19 protein-coding genes are annotated in these 18,202 nt (G+C 39.2%); 6 read left to right on the forward strand and 13 right to left on the reverse strand.

Translation table 11 applies throughout. The annotated features are described in order from the left end of the window. Positions 1–5: 5 nt before the first annotated feature. Complete coding sequence (locus F7731_RS21100; RefSeq protein WP_151536783.1) at positions 6–1,205, reverse strand: MFS transporter; 1,200 nt, start codon at positions 1,203–1,205, stop codon at positions 6–8. Positions 1,206–1,535: 330 nt separating this feature from the next. Here F7731_RS21100 and guaC point away from each other — a divergent pair, with 330 nt between their 5' ends. Further along, entirely contained in the window at positions 1,536–2,519 is a 984-nt protein-coding gene (gene guaC / locus F7731_RS21105) for a GMP reductase (protein WP_151536784.1), read from the forward strand. Positions 2,520–2,607: 88 nt separating this feature from the next. Here the strand turns inward: guaC and F7731_RS21110 are convergent, their stop codons facing one another. Further along, positions 2,608–3,513, reverse strand: a complete 906-nt coding sequence (locus tag F7731_RS21110) for a DUF4003 family protein (protein ID WP_151536785.1) — start codon at positions 3,511–3,513, stop codon at positions 2,608–2,610. Between the two features lie 174 nt (positions 3,514–3,687). Between F7731_RS21110 and F7731_RS21115 the strand changes: the two genes are divergently transcribed. Beyond that, on the forward strand, positions 3,688–5,529 hold the full coding sequence (locus F7731_RS21115) for an LTA synthase family protein (RefSeq protein ID WP_151536786.1): 1,842 nt from the start codon (positions 3,688–3,690) through the stop codon (positions 5,527–5,529). Positions 5,530–5,777: 248 nt separating this feature from the next. Here F7731_RS21115 and F7731_RS21120 read toward each other — a convergent pair whose 3' ends face one another. The 4 genes from F7731_RS21120 to F7731_RS21135 are packed head-to-tail and all read right to left on the reverse strand — an operon-like array spanning position 5,778 to position 8,455. After that, positions 5,778–6,455, reverse strand: coding sequence for a hypothetical protein (locus tag F7731_RS21120; RefSeq protein ID WP_151536787.1), 678 nt, complete (start codon positions 6,453–6,455; stop codon positions 5,778–5,780). After that, on the reverse strand, positions 6,452–7,192 hold the full coding sequence (locus F7731_RS21125; protein WP_151536788.1) for a hypothetical protein: 741 nt from the start codon (positions 7,190–7,192) through the stop codon (positions 6,452–6,454). Before F7731_RS21125 ends, F7731_RS21120 begins: the two co-directional genes overlap by 4 nt. Further along, positions 7,173–8,075 (reverse strand): ATP-binding cassette domain-containing protein, encoded by a 903-nt coding sequence (locus tag F7731_RS21130; protein ID WP_151536789.1) that lies wholly within the window; start codon positions 8,073–8,075, stop codon positions 7,173–7,175. The genes F7731_RS21125 and F7731_RS21130 overlap by 20 nt, the downstream gene beginning before the upstream one ends. Continuing rightward, complete coding sequence (locus F7731_RS21135) at positions 8,072–8,455, reverse strand: GntR family transcriptional regulator (protein WP_246197367.1); 384 nt, start codon at positions 8,453–8,455, stop codon at positions 8,072–8,074. The genes F7731_RS21130 and F7731_RS21135 overlap by 4 nt, the downstream gene beginning before the upstream one ends. 478 nt (positions 8,456–8,933) lie before the next feature. Between F7731_RS21135 and helD the strand changes: the two genes are divergently transcribed. Together helD and F7731_RS21145 are read left to right on the forward strand one after the other, a co-directional pair. Continuing rightward, complete coding sequence (gene helD, locus F7731_RS21140) at positions 8,934–11,198, forward strand: RNA polymerase recycling motor HelD (RefSeq protein ID WP_151536791.1); 2,265 nt, start codon at positions 8,934–8,936, stop codon at positions 11,196–11,198. Between the two features lie 157 nt (positions 11,199–11,355). After that, the gene (locus F7731_RS21145; protein ID WP_151536792.1) at positions 11,356–11,790 is read left to right on the forward strand and encodes a hypothetical protein; all 435 of its coding nucleotides are present in this window, start codon (positions 11,356–11,358) and stop codon (positions 11,788–11,790) included. A gap of 130 nt (positions 11,791–11,920) precedes the next feature. Here the strand turns inward: F7731_RS21145 and F7731_RS26945 are convergent, their stop codons facing one another. The 3 genes from F7731_RS26945 to fosM form a co-directional block, all read right to left on the reverse strand. Next, positions 11,921–12,049 carry a hypothetical protein gene (locus tag F7731_RS26945; protein WP_425482033.1) on the reverse strand — a complete coding sequence of 43 codons (129 nt, stop codon included), beginning with the start codon at positions 12,047–12,049 and terminating at the stop codon, positions 11,921–11,923. Positions 12,050–12,066: 17 nt separating this feature from the next. Continuing rightward, positions 12,067–12,513, reverse strand: coding sequence for an SRPBCC family protein (locus F7731_RS21150; protein WP_151536793.1), 447 nt, complete (start codon positions 12,511–12,513; stop codon positions 12,067–12,069). Between the two features lie 257 nt (positions 12,514–12,770). Next, positions 12,771–13,190, reverse strand: a complete 420-nt coding sequence (gene fosM, locus F7731_RS21155) for a FosM family fosfomycin resistance protein (RefSeq protein WP_151536794.1) — start codon at positions 13,188–13,190, stop codon at positions 12,771–12,773. Positions 13,191–13,472: 282 nt separating this feature from the next. On the opposite strand from fosM, the gene F7731_RS21160 reads away from it, so the two are divergent. Continuing rightward, entirely contained in the window at positions 13,473–14,630 is a 1,158-nt protein-coding gene (locus tag F7731_RS21160; RefSeq protein WP_151536795.1) for a pyridoxal-phosphate-dependent aminotransferase family protein, read from the forward strand. 102 nt (positions 14,631–14,732) lie between these two features. Here F7731_RS21160 and F7731_RS21165 read toward each other — a convergent pair whose 3' ends face one another. The 3 genes from F7731_RS21165 to F7731_RS21175 form a co-directional block, all read right to left on the reverse strand. Further along, entirely contained in the window at positions 14,733–15,047 is a 315-nt protein-coding gene (locus F7731_RS21165) for a DMT family transporter (RefSeq protein WP_151536796.1), read from the reverse strand. A gap of 1 nt (position 15,048) precedes the next feature. Then, positions 15,049–15,399, reverse strand: a complete 351-nt coding sequence (locus F7731_RS21170; protein ID WP_151536797.1) for a DMT family transporter — start codon at positions 15,397–15,399, stop codon at positions 15,049–15,051. 97 nt (positions 15,400–15,496) lie between these two features. Continuing rightward, complete coding sequence (locus tag F7731_RS21175) at positions 15,497–16,078, reverse strand: TetR/AcrR family transcriptional regulator (RefSeq protein ID WP_151536798.1); 582 nt, start codon at positions 16,076–16,078, stop codon at positions 15,497–15,499. A 251-nt stretch (positions 16,079–16,329) separates the two neighbouring features. On the opposite strand from F7731_RS21175, the gene F7731_RS21180 reads away from it, so the two are divergent. After that, positions 16,330–16,896 carry a Uma2 family endonuclease gene (locus F7731_RS21180; protein WP_151536799.1) on the forward strand — a complete coding sequence of 189 codons (567 nt, stop codon included), beginning with the start codon at positions 16,330–16,332 and terminating at the stop codon, positions 16,894–16,896. Between the two features lie 137 nt (positions 16,897–17,033). On the opposite strand, the gene F7731_RS21185 is transcribed toward F7731_RS21180, so the two are convergent. Then, on the reverse strand, positions 17,034–18,065 hold the full coding sequence (locus F7731_RS21185) for a mechanosensitive ion channel family protein (protein WP_151536800.1): 1,032 nt from the start codon (positions 18,063–18,065) through the stop codon (positions 17,034–17,036). Positions 18,066–18,202: the final 137 nt, after the last annotated feature.

The raw sequence follows: 18,202 nt of genomic DNA on the forward strand, positions 1-18,202 counted from the left end.
CCTTATTATGTTAATTCAATTTGCCGCGTTTCCCGTCCAAAGAAGGCAAGAATTACAACACCAATGACGATGCTTGCACAGAATAGGCCGAAAATCAATCCGATTGAATAACCAGCGGCAACTAGCGAGCCGACAAGAAGCGGGCCAAGTATTCCGCCCACCCGTCCGATAGACGCAGCCATTCCTGCTCCCGTTCCACGGATGACGGCTGGATATTGTTCTGGCGTGTAGGCATACAACGCACCCCAAGCTCCGAGGTTAAAGAACGATAATAAGATTCCAGCGGTGATCAGCATGGCCGTCGTTTCCGCATTGCCGAAAACAAGGGCAGAGCCTGCTGTACCAAGTAAATAAGTAACAAGCACAAATTTCCGTCCCATCCGCTCAATGAGCCAAGCGGCGGTAAAATACCCTGGTAACTGGGCAAGTGTCATGATTAACACATATTCAAAGCTTTGAATCATGCTAAAGCCTTTCATAACCATCACACTCGGCAACCAAAGGAACATGCCATAGTAGGAAAAGACGACTGTAAACCAGACCATCCACAGTACAAATGTGGAACGAGCATATTTTTTCGACCAAACATCTCTCACGTTTTGCCCAATCGTACGTTTTTCTACCTTTTTCGGTGAAAATGCTGGAGAGTCCGGCAAATTCAAACGCAAGTAAAGTGCATAAAAAGCAGGAAGTGCACCGAGAATAAGGGCGATTTTCCAGCCAAATGACGGAATAACGAAATAAGAAATAAGTGCAGCAAGCAGCCAGCCGAACGCCCAAAAGCTTTCAAGTAAAACAACAACCCGACCACGTTCCTTAGCAGGTACACTTTCCGAAACGAGTGTCGAGGCAACAGGCAGTTCTCCGCCTAGACCCATACCAACGAAAAAGCGTAAAACTAGAAAAGCGGCAAGAGTTGTAGTAAATGCCGAAAGCCCGCTGGCAAGTGAAAACATGAGCAAAGTTATGATAAAAATATTCTTTCTCCCGATACGATCTGCCCACATCCCAAAAAGGAGTGCACCAACAGCCATCCCAATCGAGTTGACACTTCCAATCCATCCCATTTGTTCAGGGGTTAAACCCCATTCCGCTTTAAGAGCTACAATAATAAATGAAAGCATGCCGACATCCATCGCATCGAACATCCAGCCAAGTCCTGAAATGCCTAGCAGCTTTCTTTGAGAAATTGTTTTCTCAGCCATGTTTGTTTATTCCCCCTAATGTCTTGACAGTTGTCATTACGATTTAACTATAGAAGGGATTATTAGAAAAGACAAGAATTATTTTCTAAAAAGCTAATTTAGTGATGTTGTTCAATTTTTAGCCATATGCGTAGTTAGTACGACAACAATATGTTTTACCAAACCCATATGTATAAGATGACCAAAATCAATGAAATCAACTCATTATCACAACATAGAAAATGATACGCATAAAAAACTTTGACACACAGAAAATATTGTTGTACATTACCTATGGACGAATATTTTTTAAATAAACGAATTTAATCGTTCGTATTTAGGGGTGGAAATATGGAAAATGTATTTGATTATGAAGATATTCAATTAATTCCGGCAAAATGTATTGTAAATAGCCGCTCAGAATGTGATACTTCTGTCACTCTAGGCAAGCATACATTTAGACTGCCTGTTGTCCCTGCTAATATGCAGACGATTATTGACGAAAAGATCGCCATTTACTTAGCAGAAAATGGTTACTTCTATATAATGCATCGCTTTGAACCAGAAAAGCGGATTTCTTTCATTAAAGATATGAACGCAAGAGGACTATACTCATCAATTAGCGTTGGCGTGAAGGAAGAAGAATACGGTTTCGTTCAGCAATTAGCTGAGGAACAGCTTACTCCAGACTATATTACAATCGATATCGCACATGGTCATTCCAATGCAGTGATTGCGATGATTCAACATATTAAAAAACATCTTCCTGAAAGCTTCGTGATTGCCGGCAATGTCGGAACACCAGAAGCTGTAAGAGAATTAGAAAATGCTGGTGCGGACGCAACAAAAGTTGGCATTGGGCCAGGTAAAGTTTGTATTACAAAGATCAAAACAGGTTTTGGCACTGGCGGTTGGCAATTAGCTGCATTGCGCTGGTGTGCAAAAGCAGCAACGAAGCCAATTATCGCAGACGGCGGCATCCGCACACATGGGGATATTGCTAAATCCGTAAGATTCGGTGCTTCCATGGTTATGATCGGTTCTCTATTTGCTGGACATGAAGATTCTCCTGGCGAAACTGTTGAAAAAGACGGAAAGCTTTACAAAGAATACTTCGGTTCTGCATCTGAATTCCAAAAAGGCGAAAAGAAAAACGTTGAAGGTAAAAAAATGTATGTAGCGTTCAAAGGGCCTATACAAGAAACATTAACGGAAATGGAACAAGACTTACAATCATCCATTTCTTATGCTGGAGGAACGAAATTAAGCGCTATTCGTAATGTTGATTACGTTGTCGTGAAAAACTCCATTTTCAATGGGGATAAAGTGTATTAATAAACCTGTTGCCAACGGGACAGTGAACTTGTCCCCATGTCCCAAAAAGGGCGCCTTCCTATTGTTGCTAGGATTGCGCCCCTTTTTATTAGCTTCCGTGTGCTGAAGTAGCTGCTACACTTACTGCAGCAATTGAAGCTTGCTGTGCCTGGATCATTGCCTGTAAAGCAGCCGTTAAGCCAGTCGGAGCATCAGCAAACTCCTGTGAAACAATTACTGTTGCCACCACGATGGCCATTTCCTTATGCCATTTAAATAGTTTCATATCTATTAGATCAAGAGCATATTTGACTGCCTCATTAATTTTCCCCGAGAGTGCAATGACAGCTAATGATGAATAGTGCATCTCTTTCACTTTTATTCCATTTCGTCTAAATTCATCTTTCGCATGAATAACATCGCCTACGAGCTCATTGCTATATGCTCCATTCAACACTAGCATATTCGCTAAAAACTGCAAATCATTCCCTTTATGAAATCCATTTCTATTTAGTTCTTCGTAGTATTTCTCGGAAATCTCAACTAGTTCTGCAACTTGTCCCTCTTTTTTCGCAATAATGACAGCTGCTGGATAATCATCATAGGAGGTTAGAAAACGATGATATTTTTTCATTTCCTCATATACGGCTTTTATTCGATCGGGATTCAAATGATCATCCATGAGAAAAGCGGCCAAATAAGTATACATTGAACTTCGAAATCCAGCCTTACGCAAATCCTCATAATGGCGATGCAAACGAGTAATCTCCTCATCAGGAAGATGATCATTCGTAAGGATAAGCCCCGCAATAGGATAATAAATACTTCTCAAGGGCGAGAATAGGGATGCACTTTTTTTCACAGTGTCCGCAACTTTAAGAAATGCACTGCCGTCGATTGACTTTCCCTTTGCCGCAAATTGGGCAGCCATAGTAAGAAGAATTCTTCGATCCAACCAGCTTCCAACAGCCCTTTTTAACACTTCTGCGTTCTTTTCAAGTAAAGCCTTTTCCATCTCTAACCCCTCCGTTCATTATGTCCGATACTTTTATTACGAATGAACTGACAGAAAAGTTCCAAATTTTTCACCACATAATTTCACTCATCCTCATATATATTGTTTGCAAGACTCGAAGTGCATTTGGTAAAGTTTAGGGAGATTAACTTACTTCAAGAGGTGCCTTTGCCAATGAAAAAGTACTTTGAAAAAAGCAAACATGTCATACTCCATCCATTTACATTGATCATGCTTGTTTTATTTTTAAAAATTTCAGCTTTTCAGGTAGTCATTTTTAATAATAAATCATTTTTTCATATTCTGTTCATTGAGTTTCCTATGTGGGCGCTTTGCTTAACCATCCTTCTGCTTTTGGCGAAAAAACGCAAGTGGTTAACGATCTGGCTTTATCATCTAGGATTGTCCGGACTTTTTATCGTTGTTGTTTTTTACACGAGATATTTTTCGACCGTTCCTTCCTATTATGATGTGAAACAAATCTATCAATCTAATTCCGTAAAAGGGACTGTTGCCCTGCTCGGGACTCCTTATGATTTCTTATTTTTCATAGATGTTGCTATTATTCTTCCACTTATCTGGTATTACATGAAATCAGAGGAACACGACAATTTCGTAATGGCAAAAAAGTGGGCCATCGGCTTTAGCTGTGCAGGCTTCGTTTCAACTGTTCTTGCGTTCTTTTATCCTTTAGTAGACGTATCTTATTTCGCCAAAAAACATGGGTATATCCAATCCCAGTTTGTGCAGCTGTATGAACGCGGATTTGACACAGCCTTCGCGCACAATGAAAAATTATCAGATCAGGATTTAGCTGAATTAAAAGGAAATATGTTCGTTCCTTTTACAGAGCACCGGACGTTCGGGCTTGCGAAAAATCGCCATGTATTTGTTATCCAAGTGGAATCGTTACAGGAGTTTACGATTAATCGCGAAGTGAATGGGCAGGAAATTACCCCAAATCTGAATGCCCTTTTAAAAGATAGTGCTTATTTCAATAATGTATACCAGCAAATTGGTGCCGGCAACACTTCTGATGCGGAATGGATTATGCATACTTCTCTTTACCCCGAGGGGATGGATCCAACCGTCAATGTTATTGATGGGAGTGCGATTCCCTCTCTCGTCCGAACTTTGCAAAAGCACGGCTACGGGACCGCAACCTACCATGCAGATGATATTACTTATTGGAGTCGCGATAAATTATACCCGGCTCTTGGGTTCGATCATGTATATACGAATAATGAAATTCCGAGTGATAAGGTCGTTGGTTTCGGCCCGGCTGATGAAATGTTATTCGGCTTCGTGGAATCTCAATTACCAAGCCAGTTGAAAAAACATGAGAAAATGTATTCCAATATCATTACGCTAACGAGCCATACCCCCTTCGAGATGCCGACTGCGATGCAATATCTTCATTTACCGGATGAATATGAAGAAACATATGTCGGAAATTACTTACAGGCTGTCCGTTATACTGATGAACAAATTGGATTATTTATTGGAAAATTAAAAGAGATGGGCATTTATGAGAATTCTCTCTTGTTAATATACGGGGATCATTCGGGATTGCACGGAGCACCAATAACAGATAAGGACCAAGAATTATTAAAAGAAGTGCTGGGTCATCCTTATAATCTACATGATCGCTTTACCGTTCCGGTCCTTTTCGTGGCGCCAGATATTTTCATGGGGGAAACGTATTCAAGGCTCGGAGGACAAATCGACTTCATGCCAACACTGCTGAACCTTCTAGGCATTGAGCATGATGCCCAAATGATTGGCCATAATCTATTTCAATACGAGAAAAACTTGCTCGGCATGCGATACTATCTGCCTGGCGGTTCTTTTATCAGCAATAAAACGCTTTACACCGCGCCAAGCGCAAAGCATCCTGCTGCATTATATAATCGGAAAACTATGAAAAAATCAAAGGACACAAAGGAATTGCAAAAAAAGATTAATAACACCCTCCTTATTCTTCAATATTCGGATTTTGTACGGAAAACACCTTAGGGACTGGTCTTTTAGGAGGTAGTCTTGGGGAAAGTGCTCTATGATGCGGGCATGGCAACCGTTTGGGATGGTGGCCTCGGAAAACGCGTTCCATGAAGTGGTCATGGCGACCGTTTTAGACGGCAACCTTGGAAAACGCGATCTATGAATCGTTTTCTTCCATAGAAATTATCCGGTAAGTCAGTAATAACTGATTTACCGGATAACGCGCCTTAATTAATTTGGGATGAGGCAGCCCTCCGTCCCCTTCAATCATTAATATATAGAAAATCAGCACTTGGACCATTTAATTGAAGCGATTTAGGAATTTTTAAATATACTACTAATCGCGCATCACCACTTACATCATTGATTGCCGTTTGGCCAGTAAATTGATTGATCGTAAATTCTTTTCTTACAACAGAGATGTCTATGATTTGATGCTCGGGGTGCATCACATCTAATGTATCTTCTGTTAATCGGAACTGGACAGGGATGATTTTATCCGTAAAATCGTACCCGCCGACAATTAATCCGTCTGTATAAACTCGGGCTTCAATTTTTCCATCATCATCGGCTTTTCTCTCCACAAAAATCCGGTCATCATTTCCTGTGATCCCAATATTAAGGGTGTTATTTACATAATCAAATGTCTTTTCGCTAATTAAGTGCCTGCTCTCTAACTGGTCTAGTTTCCCTTCATTCAGAGCATTGTAAATTATATCGTGCGCTTCATTCAAATCTTCTACCTTTTCCCGACTAGTAATGTCATCTTTCTTTACAACCGAAACAAAGAGCATAGATAGGAGCAAAAAGCCTACATAAATGATCAGCAGCCAATGGGTAACTTTTACTGTTATCATCTTGCCTTTGGCAATCATACTTACGACAATCATAGCAAGAATAATGGTTCCCGCTATCGGCAGCAAGGTTATCATTACATTCATCGTCTAACCTCCATCCGATTTAGGATGCCTATGGAAGCGATGAAAAATAGGGCTGTCGTTATGGCCATTTTGAAAATAAACAATCCAATTGACGATTCCATAATGTAAAATTGATAAACATAAACTAAGTATGGCTCAGTGCCCACTAAAAAGTTTAGAAATAGCATACCGATTAGTAAAGCAGGGATGATCACCACAAAAAGTTTACTTATCTGCACAAGTGACCCAATAAAATAGCCAATTGCGCTAATGCAGAACAAATAAAGGACCGCTGCCCCGGTGCCGAGAAGAAACTCTAATGTAGTCATCGGCAAAATGTAATTCGGGACGTCGAAAAACATATATCTTATCGCTAAAGGTAAACTTCTAGCTAACATCGCTGTTACTCCACCAATGATGCTTGCTGAAAATAAAAAGAGGATATTTGCGAGATTGCTGCTTAAACGATTTGTTACAAATGTAAAATCTTGATTTCGATAGGGCCTCGTGGTAATTGTAATACCAGTTACTAAAGCCCAGATCATTGAGAAAGCAATAACAACATCGGCCGAGAAATAGCCGACACGAATATCTATTTGCCCAGAGTAGGATTGAAATGAATTTGCCCCGCCCATCGAAAACAGAATAGCTAATAGCTGAATCCCAACAAGGGCACTAAATGCATCAATATTTGCTTTAAGCTTGAAGAAATATTGCTTTTTTACCACTTCAGATAAATTAGCGGCTGTTAAAGACATCATCTATTCCCCCTTTCGTTTGGCTTGTTAAATAAACACAGAGATCGTTCGGAGAGACAGGGGTTATTTCTATTCCAGATAGTTTGTGTTTCTGCCGTTCATGCTCTGAAAAGTCATTTTTCACAACCACGTACGTTGTGTTCGTACCAATGGATTTTTCGTATAGGACCTCTTGTTCCCTCGTTAAATCCTTAATAGCTGCTGTTTCCCCTTTCAAGCCGATGGCCCATTCCTTCAGCTCCTCCATCGGCAAATGTAAATGTACATTTCCATTTTTTATAAGAAGAACATCCTCTAATAAGTCTTCTATTTCATCTAAGTGATGGCTAGAAATAATAATCGTCCGCGGGTGAGCGAGATAGTCCTTAAGCAAAGCACGGTAAAAGTCCTTTCTAACCGCCGCATCCATCCCTGTGGTCGGTTCATCAAAAATCGTTAATGGGGCATGGGCGGCTAAACCAACAATGGCATTAAAGGTACTTGTTTTTCCTTTCGATAGACGGTTGTGATAAGACAATGGATCGAAGGAAAAATAGTCAAATAAGCGCTTAGCTAGCTCCATATCCCAATTCGGATAAAATCTCCCGGCCTCTTCTAATAACTCACTAAGCCGTAGCGCGGGCGGAAAGCTCATTTGGTCATCTACAAAAATCGAATTTACTGAAACATTCAAACTATTAAAGGGCTGTTCCGAAAAGACTTTCATCTCGCCGGATGTTTCCTTAATAAAACCTGCGATTATTTTTAATAACGTCGTTTTTCCGACACCATTTCGACCAATTAATCCCGTGATTTTGTTTTCCTCAATCGTAAATGAAAGATTATTTAAAACCTTTTTTCTAAAGTACGTTTTCGTTAATCCTTCGCACTCAATTACCTTCATTGCCCACCCTCCTCAAGCTTTTCTTCTTTAATCATTTCTATTAATTCAGCTTCCGTTATTTGCAGACGATTTGCTTCTAACACTAGATCTTGAACTAATTGCTTTAACGTTTGATTTTTGCGTTTATGCATGATCATTTCTTTTGCCTTCGCAGTAACGAACATGCCCAGCCCCCTTTTTTTGTAAAGGATATGTTCATCAACAAGGAGATTAAGCCCCTTTGCGGCAGTGGCTGGATTGATCGTATACATTTCCGCTAATTGATATTGTGAATATACTTTATCATCGCTTTTAAAATGCCCATTCATAATTTCCGTCTCAATCCACTCTGCAATCTGAACATAAATTGGCTTCGTTCCATCCGTATTAAGAATTGTCACCGCCCCCTCCGTCATAGTGCATTACTGTTGTAATGTACTATATAATGTTTTGGAAAATAAATCAAGGGGGATAATGGAAAATTATTGCCTAATTTTTAATTGTGATATCAGGGAGCTCGTCTCATTAATTGGTCATCTTTGAGGCGTCTAGTATGCTATATGCAAGGAAAACGAATGCGGAAAAGGCGATAACGGACAGTTTAGAGAGTTCCGAAGGCGAAGTAGCCGTTATATGGCCGATAACTAACAGGATGAGGAAATTCCTTAGTTAAAGTGTCCTTTCATCTGATAGATAACGGACACTTCGTTCGAATCTTTAAGATATTTTGTACTCAAACTCATCCCCGATACTAAATATCATTCTAACTATGGAAAAATATTGCTTCCCACTAACTTTTCTGATAATATAAACTTCTTATCACTCATGCTCCAAAGTATTTCCCCATTGCGGCTGAAAATGAAATGGGAGGAAGATTGAATGTCATCTCAACAGCACCCCGATTTTCAACAAGAAATTCAACGATTAGATTTTACGAAAAAGTATATGGAGGCGGTCATTAAGACTGCTGAAACGAGCAAAGACCAGTTTCAGGAAAACATGAAGGAAGCCTTCCAAGATGTTGATTGGCTGGAGTCGAGCTTAGGCTACTCCTCTTTATTAACGAACGCCAGTTTTTTTGAAATGTCTCTTGATGAATTAAAAAGCTTGAAAAACGCAAGAAATAAGCCTTATTTTGCCCGGATTGATTTTTTAAGAGAGGATCTTCAAGACCAGGAAATTCTCTACATTGGGAAAACCTCCTTATATTCTCGGGAAAATCAAGAGCAAATTATCGTGGACTGGAGATCGCCGATTGCCAATCTTTATTATGAGGGCAGGCTCGGTGAGGTTCATTATGATGCGTATGAGGAAAGCTTTAACGGGTATTTATCTTTAAAGCGGCAGTTTATGATCGAGGATGGCGAGCTCCAAGAAATTCGCGATATTGATTTAACAACAACGGATGAGCTGTTGCAAGAGTCGCTATCCAAAAGCTCAAGCAACCGTCTCACAGAAATTATTTCTACGATTCAGGAAGAGCAAAATCGAATTATCCGGGCTGATTTAAATAAGCCCATTATTGTTCAAGGGGCTGCAGGCAGCGGAAAAACAACGATTGCCCTCCATCGGATTAGTTATTTTATTTATCAGTATAAAGAAAACTTTGCCCCAGAGCAGCTGATGATTTTGGCGCCAAGCCGCTTGTTTATCGATTATATTTCTGAAGCGCTGCCTGAGCTGGGAGTTGAAAGAGTCCGCCAGACGACTTACCAGGAATATGTGCAAATATGCCTCGGTAAAAAGCTCAGGATCGTCAATGATAATAAATTAGTCCAGTTGCTAGAAGAGCCTGAAAGCAAGGAGTGCCAAATTTCAGCGTGGATTTCGTCGGTTAAAGGTTCACCGGTTTTTCATGTCATTCTATCCAACTATATAAAAAGCATTTATAAAACTTTTTTTCCAAAAGAAGATTTCATGGTGGATAAATTTAAGCTGTTTAGCCATAAGAAATTCATTCATCTTTTCAAAAACGATTATAACTATCTTCCTCTCTATAAAAGGCTAGATAAGTTAAAAGCCATCCTGCAAAATGACGTGGCCAAAAAGAAGAAAAATATGATGAGCAACGTTGAAACCTTTTATGATGAACGAATTGAAAGGGCTCTTTATCATGGAAAGGATGCGGAGAAAAGAAAGCAATATGTTTCAGATGCACTTGATAAAAAAGCTCTGCGAATGGACGAAATCAAAAAAGCCATTCGAAATGCTGTTCCATCTTATATGAGACAATTCCCTAAGAAAACTCTTCTGCAGTATTATCATGAGCTATTTAGTAATCCCGCTAATCTTTACAACTGGGCTGACGGTGGTCTTACTGAAAAGGATGCAGGACTGTTATGCCAGTATAACAAGAGGCTTTTCGCAAAAAAGAAATATGAAAGAGAAGACCTTGCTCTTTTACTCTATTTACAGGTATACCTATTTGGGATTCCAAAAGAGCTTAAAGCAAAAAACATTGTCATTGATGAGGCACAGGATTACAGCTTTATGGAGCTGCTGTCCTTAAAAAAAGCACTTGATACAGACATGTTTACACTCGTCGGCGACCTGGCCCAAGGCATTCATTCTTATAGAGGGCTAACGTCCTGGGATGGAGTATTAGACGATATTTTCCCACGCGCTACATATACCGAATTGCAAAAGAGCTACCGCACAACCGTCGAAATTATGGAAAAAGCGAATGAACTGTTAAGGCTTCTTCCCTACTCTTTCCCAAGGGTAGAGCCCGTTGTAAGGCACGGGGAACAGCCAACATTTATTAAAAGAAAAGATAGAAAAGAACTTGTTCAGCAAATCGAAGCTCAAGTCTCTAGTCTAAAAGAAGAAACCTTTAAAACTTTCGCTGTCATCGGGAAAACGATGAAAGATTGCCAGCTCCTCTATTCACTGTTCAAGGAGCATTCCGATGAACCTGTCACACTCCTTGCTGAGCAAGCAAAAATCCCGAAAGATGAAATTGTCATTGTTCCTTCTTTCTTAGCAAAAGGGCTAGAATTTGACGCTGTCATCATTATCTCACTAGAGGAATCTTTTTCTCCCGACTCTGAGCTGGATATTAAGCTTCTGTATGTAGCCATGACAAGACCGTTGCACCGGCTATATTTTTATGGAGAGAAGGATGGGGATTTTATTATTATTTAGGGGTTTTTTCATTAATTAGAACCCCGGAAATTAAAGACCAAATCAATAAGCGATTTGGTCTTTAACTTTAATAATCATCTTTCTTTTTTGATTGCTTAGTAAAATGTTTAATAATGTGAAATCCAATCATATATTAAATTAGAATGGAGGGATGATTGTGAAAAAAGGCAGTTGGTCGTCTTACTTTTTGAAGATTCTTTGGGTTATTGGACTAGTTATCTTAACAACTATAATTTTTAATTATGAAAATCAAGTTCAACAATTTTCAATGGATACCTTTAATTTGATTCCACTCTTTTGGTTTAAATTTATTATTTCAATTATCTTTGGAATCTATATTTCTATAATCATTGTACGAAAATGGACTTTTAAATTTCATGCATCATTATTTTGGTGTGTAGCGATTCCCTGTCTATTGCTCGCCATTGCCTTCCCGCTTATTATAACCTTTAGCTCCCTTATACCTGAGAGTATCGCCTATTCCAAGGTATTCCAATGGATCCCACACCCTCCTACTTCTAATATTTTCGGCATTGTAACAGGATTAACATTTGTGCTTAGCTTTTTTAGTTCAACAAAACGACTAAAATGATAATTAACAATATCATTGGAAAACGTCTTGCAATCTGTTGGCAAACAAAAAAGAACCCGTTTTTATAAAAATCAAAACGGATTCTTGATTTTTAATACTATTTGTCGTTTAACTAGTGGTTCTTTAGTTTTTAACCAATGAATTCGGCAAATCCTTGATGAGGACTAAAATCAGGCTTCCTATTTAATAATGTTTCGTACCATGCTTGACCTTTTTCAAAATCACTGACTCGAATTTGAATCGTTACTTCATATACCAATTTATGAGCCCCCCAACCTAAAATCGATAATCCTCTTTGCACACGATTCCAAATTCAAGATACATCTTTAACAAAACCAGTGCTTCTCCCCATCCAACAGCACATCCTACACAAGCTGTAAGATCCTCTGGAGAGATTGTATATCCTTCCTCTTCTAAAAACAAAAGTGTACCATCTTTGGAAGGCCGCAGCTCAAATTTCACAGTTGTTGGTTTATTTCCGGGAGACCATTGAAAAGAAAACCATTTATTCGGAACGGCGGCCAAAATATCCCCGCCGTCTTCAATATTCTCTTTACCTACACCATAGTTGGACCATCTTAAAATTATTTTCCCTTTCCCATTCTCATCTAAGTGTAACGCTGTATGATCTGTAAACCATGCATTCCATCCTTCTGCCGTAGTTAACGTTGCATAGACTTTTTCTGGAGAGGCCTTTATGTATGTTTGATGATTAATCCTCATCAATACTCACTCCTTTTTAGAAAAGCGTAAGCGCCTTCGGAACAATTAAAGGACAATTGTTCCTGCGCTGATTAATCATTGGAGAATTCCTTTGTGTTCACCCCCAACAAGCATAAGACAAGCCGGCAGGAAAGTTGTATTTTACCTTCATGTCGGCTCGGCTTATGACCTCGAGGCCGATAAAAGCGCGACATCCCTGTCGCATTGTCGACACTAGTACGTCCTGTACGTCGGGGGTAGGCGCTGAAGCTAGACAATTAGTAAAACTCCATATGCCCTTTTTCTTTCTTGTAATATTCCAATCTATCGTGCAGCGTCCCTGTATGGAATTCAAATTTGTGCCCATCAGGGTCTGTAAAGTAAATTGATTTTTTGTCCTTTTCATCTCTTGGGCGACTCGGGAGAATAGTAACGTTTAGCTCTGTTAATTTGTTGTACATATCTGCGAAGTCGCTTTCTTCGATAGTAAAAGCAATATGCGTATAAGATTGTTTTATTTCATTCCGAGGTATATCCTTCTCTACATTCAACGCAATCCATATGCCATTAAGATCAAAATATGCAGTGCTCCTGCCCTTCACTAATAACTTTGCATTAAAAACATTACGATAAAATTCAATAGACTTATCTAAATCTGAAACGGAGAATAAAAAATGGTTAATTCCTTTTACTTTCAAAAAGCAGCCCCCTTTTCCATGATATTTGGCCTCCTTATCTAGTGAACAACCTATTCCAAAAGCTACACAATCTTTACACTCTTTTTCTGCAAATCTATTGTCGCCACGAAAACCTCCACCTTATTTCTTAATTAATATTGACCAATATGATACTATTATAATTGGAAAATTTTAAATTTAGTAATAATAAAGGTTGTTGAGAAGGGGATTTATCATTATTGTGGTTAACCTCCTGCCTTTAGGCTAAAATACTCAATAATAAACATTACTGGAGGGAAATCTATGTATACAAACATTTTAAGACACCCGGGGCCTACACCTATTCCGAAGAAAGTCCAATTGGCCATGTCTGAAGACATCATTAGTCATCGCAGTGAAGAATTTGTGAATCTCTACCGTAAAACGACCAACCGAGTGAAGCCGATTTTCGGTACGGAACAAGATATTCTTCTGTTGCCGTCTGGCGGTACTGCGGCTTTAGAGGCTGCTGCGGTTAACACGGTTTCGCCTGGGGAAAATGTTGTTGTTATTACAGTCGGAGCATTTGGAGATTACTTCGTTTCGATTTGTGAAAAATATGGCTTTAATGTACATAAGCTTGAAAAAGAATGGGGACAGGCTTGTACGGAAGAGGAACTGGGAGAATTCTTAAAGCCATTAAAAGACGTGAAGGCTGTTTTTGCTACATACAACGAAACATCAACGGGCATTCTCAACCCAATTGACAAGCTGGCCCAGGCTGTTCGAACGTATTCAGATGCCCTGTTCATTGTTGACGGAGTGAGCTGTATTGGCGGGGCTCCGGCTGAAATGAATAAATGGGGTATTGATATTTTAGTAACGGGTTCACAAAAGGCGATGATGCTGCCGCCTGGTCTATCTTTCGTAAGCGTTAGTGATAGAGCCTGGAAAGTCATTGAAGAAAATAATACCCCTGCTTATTATTTAAATTTATTAAGCTATCGCGAGTGGGCGGCAAAAGGCATGACGCCAAACACTCCTGCGGTTACGCTTATTTACGGATTAGCAGCTGTTTGTGACATGATTGAAGAAGAAGGCGGATTTGCCCAAACTGTTGCTAGGCATGAACTAATGAAGAACATGGTCCGTGAATCCATGAAGGCGCTAAATATTGGACTATTAGCGAGCGATGAATATGCCTCGCCTACCATTACGGCAATTCGCACTCCAGAAGGATTAGATTTGGCACAGTTCCTCAAGCATCTAAAGCAGCAATACCATTTAGATTTTGCTGGTGGTCTTGGTCACTTACAAGGGGAAATTTTCCGCTTCGGCCACATGGGCTATTGCTTCCCTAGCGATGTCCTTCAAGCCGTTTCCTTAATGGAAGCTGGCTTACAAGACTTCTCCTATTCCTTTGAATTGGGAGCTGGAGTAAAAGCTGCTCAAGAAGTGTTTTTAGCGGCCCATCGTAAATAAGCACATAAAAAAAGTCTGTTTCGAGCTGAAACAGACTTTTTCTATTTGGGACACGGGCAATGTGTCCGAGCACAGCCTTCGAACAAGCTTGCTCTTCATCTATTAAGAAAGTGCCTTCAAACCCACGACACCAATTATTATCAAGACCACACTAAATAAACGCCCCATACTTTTAGACTCACCAAAAAGAAGCATATTCAACAATACCGCACCTGCCGTTCCAATACCAATCCAAACCGAATAAGCAATACTTACCTGTAAATAATCGAAGGACGAATATAAAAATGCAAAAGAGGCACCGAAACCACCTACATATAAAATCCCGTTCTTCATTGTTTTCTTCTGACTGTATAATTTCAGCCCCATTGCACCTGCTATTTCACTAGCTGCAGCAAAAGACACCAAAAGCCAACCCATGTTATATAGCCTCCTTTGCTGCTCTTTTCTCTTCCTTGTTATCAGCGATATTTAAACCAATTACACCCAGAATTAAGATGGCAATGAATACTATTTTGCCTAGGCTAAAACTCCCACCAAAAAGATAGGAATCCATTAAAGCTGTACCTATTGTACCTACACCGGCAAAAACCGCATATACCGTTCCTGTTGGAAGAGTTTCACAAGCTTTAGGGAGAAAGTGAAAGTCTATCAAAATAATGCCGATCACAATAGCCCAATGCCACCAAGTACTGGCTTCATTAAATCCGTATAACCACATTAATTCGAAAAGACAAGTTAAAAACACGTAAATCCAACCTTTATTCTTCATCGAACTCTCCTATTAAATGACTGAATATCATTCATTTTTCTTTATTAATACTTTTATCTATTACATTTTCACAAAAGTAAAAGGGGGCATTAGCAATTTATTTTTCTTGAATGCCTAATGCGTGCTTTAAAAACTCTAATACTTCCGCTTTCTGTATTTCAGCTTGATCGTCCTGCCGATAGTCATACAGGTAAATTTGTTCAGCAGCAATTTCTATTAGCCCAATTAGAAGCTTTGAAGTCCGCTCCACATGAATGGATTCCCTAATAACGCCTGTTTCCTTCGCCTCTTTCAAAAATTCACTAATCCAGGAATAAAACGGCTGGTAAACTGTTTCCCATTCTTTAATATGTTCGGTCGATGCGAGACCAGCATAAATGAGAGCTAGAATTTCCCGGTAATCCATAGTTACCTTAAAAATAGCATCAACAATTTGTACAAGCTGCTCAGTAAAGGAAGCATCCCTTTTAACCTCATTCTTCACCACGGCAATAGACTTTTCCACCATCACTTCCGCGATTGCTGGCATGACAGCAAGCTTTGAAGGAAAATAGAGGTAATATGTTCCTTGCGCAATCCCAGCCAGCTTTACAATGTCGGATATCTTTGTTTTTTCAATCCCCTTTTCCTTAAAAACCTCAATTGCAGCTTGGACAATCTTCTCTTTTTTATTCATTATTATAATTCCCTCTCATCAATGACTGACTTTCATTCATTTTATATTTTTTTCGAAGCACTGTCAAAAAAAGAAATCTCCCCTTTTTACAATAAGTTCTTATCAAGTTCAAAAACAAATACTTAAGCCCTTTCAAAGCTTTTACCAATGCAAATAGTGTTAAGACAACTAGTATGTTCATGACAAGTTTAACATATAAATAAATATTAGAACCGGCTAGGTAACGGAAAATCTTCACGAAAGGAGTGATTTATGTGGTCTTCAATTCGGAAGAGCGAAAGTCTTCATATGCTGATTACCTTTCATGGGGTGAAGGGGAGCGTATTGAAATGATTGATGGCGAAATGATCAGGATCCCTCCAGCTCATTTTCGCAAGCACCAGCAAGTCCTACGGCAGCTTTCAATTGAATTTTCGCTTTTTCTCCGTGCAAGTGAAGGTGAAGCATATTTCGCTCCATTTGAGGTTCGATTGCAATCTGAGAAAAAAGCGGATGATGAAGTATATAACTTTGTACAGCCAGACTTAACAGTTGTTCTTGACTCCAAGAAGCTCGACGAGAAAGGGTGTAGAGGAACACCAGATTTAATCGTTGAGATTCTCTCCCCTATAACTGTGAAATTAGATCGTTGGAAAAAATTTCAGTTATATGAATGGGCCGGGGTAAAAGAATATTGGATTGTTGATGCGATGAATGAATCCATAGAAGTGTATGTATTAGATGACCAACAGTATGTCGTTTATGGCGTCTTTACGAGAGAGGAAACGATCCAAGTGCCTACCTTAAAAGGACTAGAAATAGATCTCAATCAAATTTTTTAGATATTACTAACTTAATACGAAAACTGATTTTTCCATCCTTCTTCATTTTTAAATGAACACTTTTTCCCCCTAGACTTGTCATCACAGACATAAGAAGGGGCCCCAAGGCAATCATTCCTCAGGTCCCCTTCTACTTTTCACTCGGGACAAGGTTCCGGTTCCTCTGTCTCTTTTTCCTCAAGAATATCCATAAGTTTATAGTTGAGCTCTTCTTTGACTTTTAGATATTCTCCCCAATCAGTTGTTTTTGTATAGAAATAGATGAAGATTGCCTTATCTTTATATTGATCAAAGGTTACCTTAATCGTTTTTTGATGGATTTCTGGGTGATTTTTTAGATAGGCCTTTATTTTCTCAATCGTCGACTTCACTTTATCACGTGAAGCATCCTGCGGCAGATTTAAATAAACGGATATTTGCCGTTTTCCCGCTTTACTCCAGTTGGTGATGGCCTCATTCGCTAATTTTTCGTTCGGAACGGTTACAAGTGCCTGTTCAAATGTCCTCACCCTTGTACTGCGAAAACTTATGTCCTCTACAATCCCTTCCACACTGGATGTCTTGATCCAATCGCCAATAGAAAAGGGCTTCTCTGTAATAATAATGAGCCCGCCAAATAAATTGCTAAGCGCATCCTTTGACGCTAGCGCAAAGGCTAGTCCACCTAATCCTAATCCCGCTACAAAGCCATTCACATCATAATCAAATACTTGTGCGATCACACTTATACTAATCGCTACAATGACAAATTTCAGTACTTTTGATAAAAACGGAATAACAATTTCATCAAATTCAATATTATATTTGGAGGCATTAATCTTTTTAAAAAGCAAAGAGGAAGCCGAAGAAAGATTTAGTAAACCCCACGTAATAAGCATAATAATCGACGCACTGATTACTTTCGAAAAAAATGGAGCTGAATGGTTAAAATAAGGAAAATACTGCACTGAAAAGTAAAGTCCAATAATAATAAATAACCACTGTGCAGGTTTTTCATAAGCTTTAAGAAGATGAGATAAAAATTCTCCCGGTGCTATTTTGCCTAGCTTCACCAATAAGGCAAAAATATATTTAACAAAAATTTTCCTAAAGAGTAAAAAAAGCAAAAATATCCCGATTGATATGCCAATGGCCTTCAGGTTTTCATATGAGGAAAATTCCCAAAACATAAAACAGTCATACCTCCTTGCCAAAATCTATTTTTCTATCATATCAAACACAGGTCTAGTTAAAAAGTGTGAAGAGTCCCGAGATTATTTGAAGTAAAAATGCCTCACCACCTCTCTTCATTAACCTAACACACCAT

The sequence above is a fragment of the Cytobacillus depressus genome, from assembly GCF_008923245.1.
In the GTDB taxonomy this organism is placed as follows: domain Bacteria; phylum Bacillota; class Bacilli; order Bacillales; family Cytobacillaceae; genus Cytobacillus; species Cytobacillus depressus.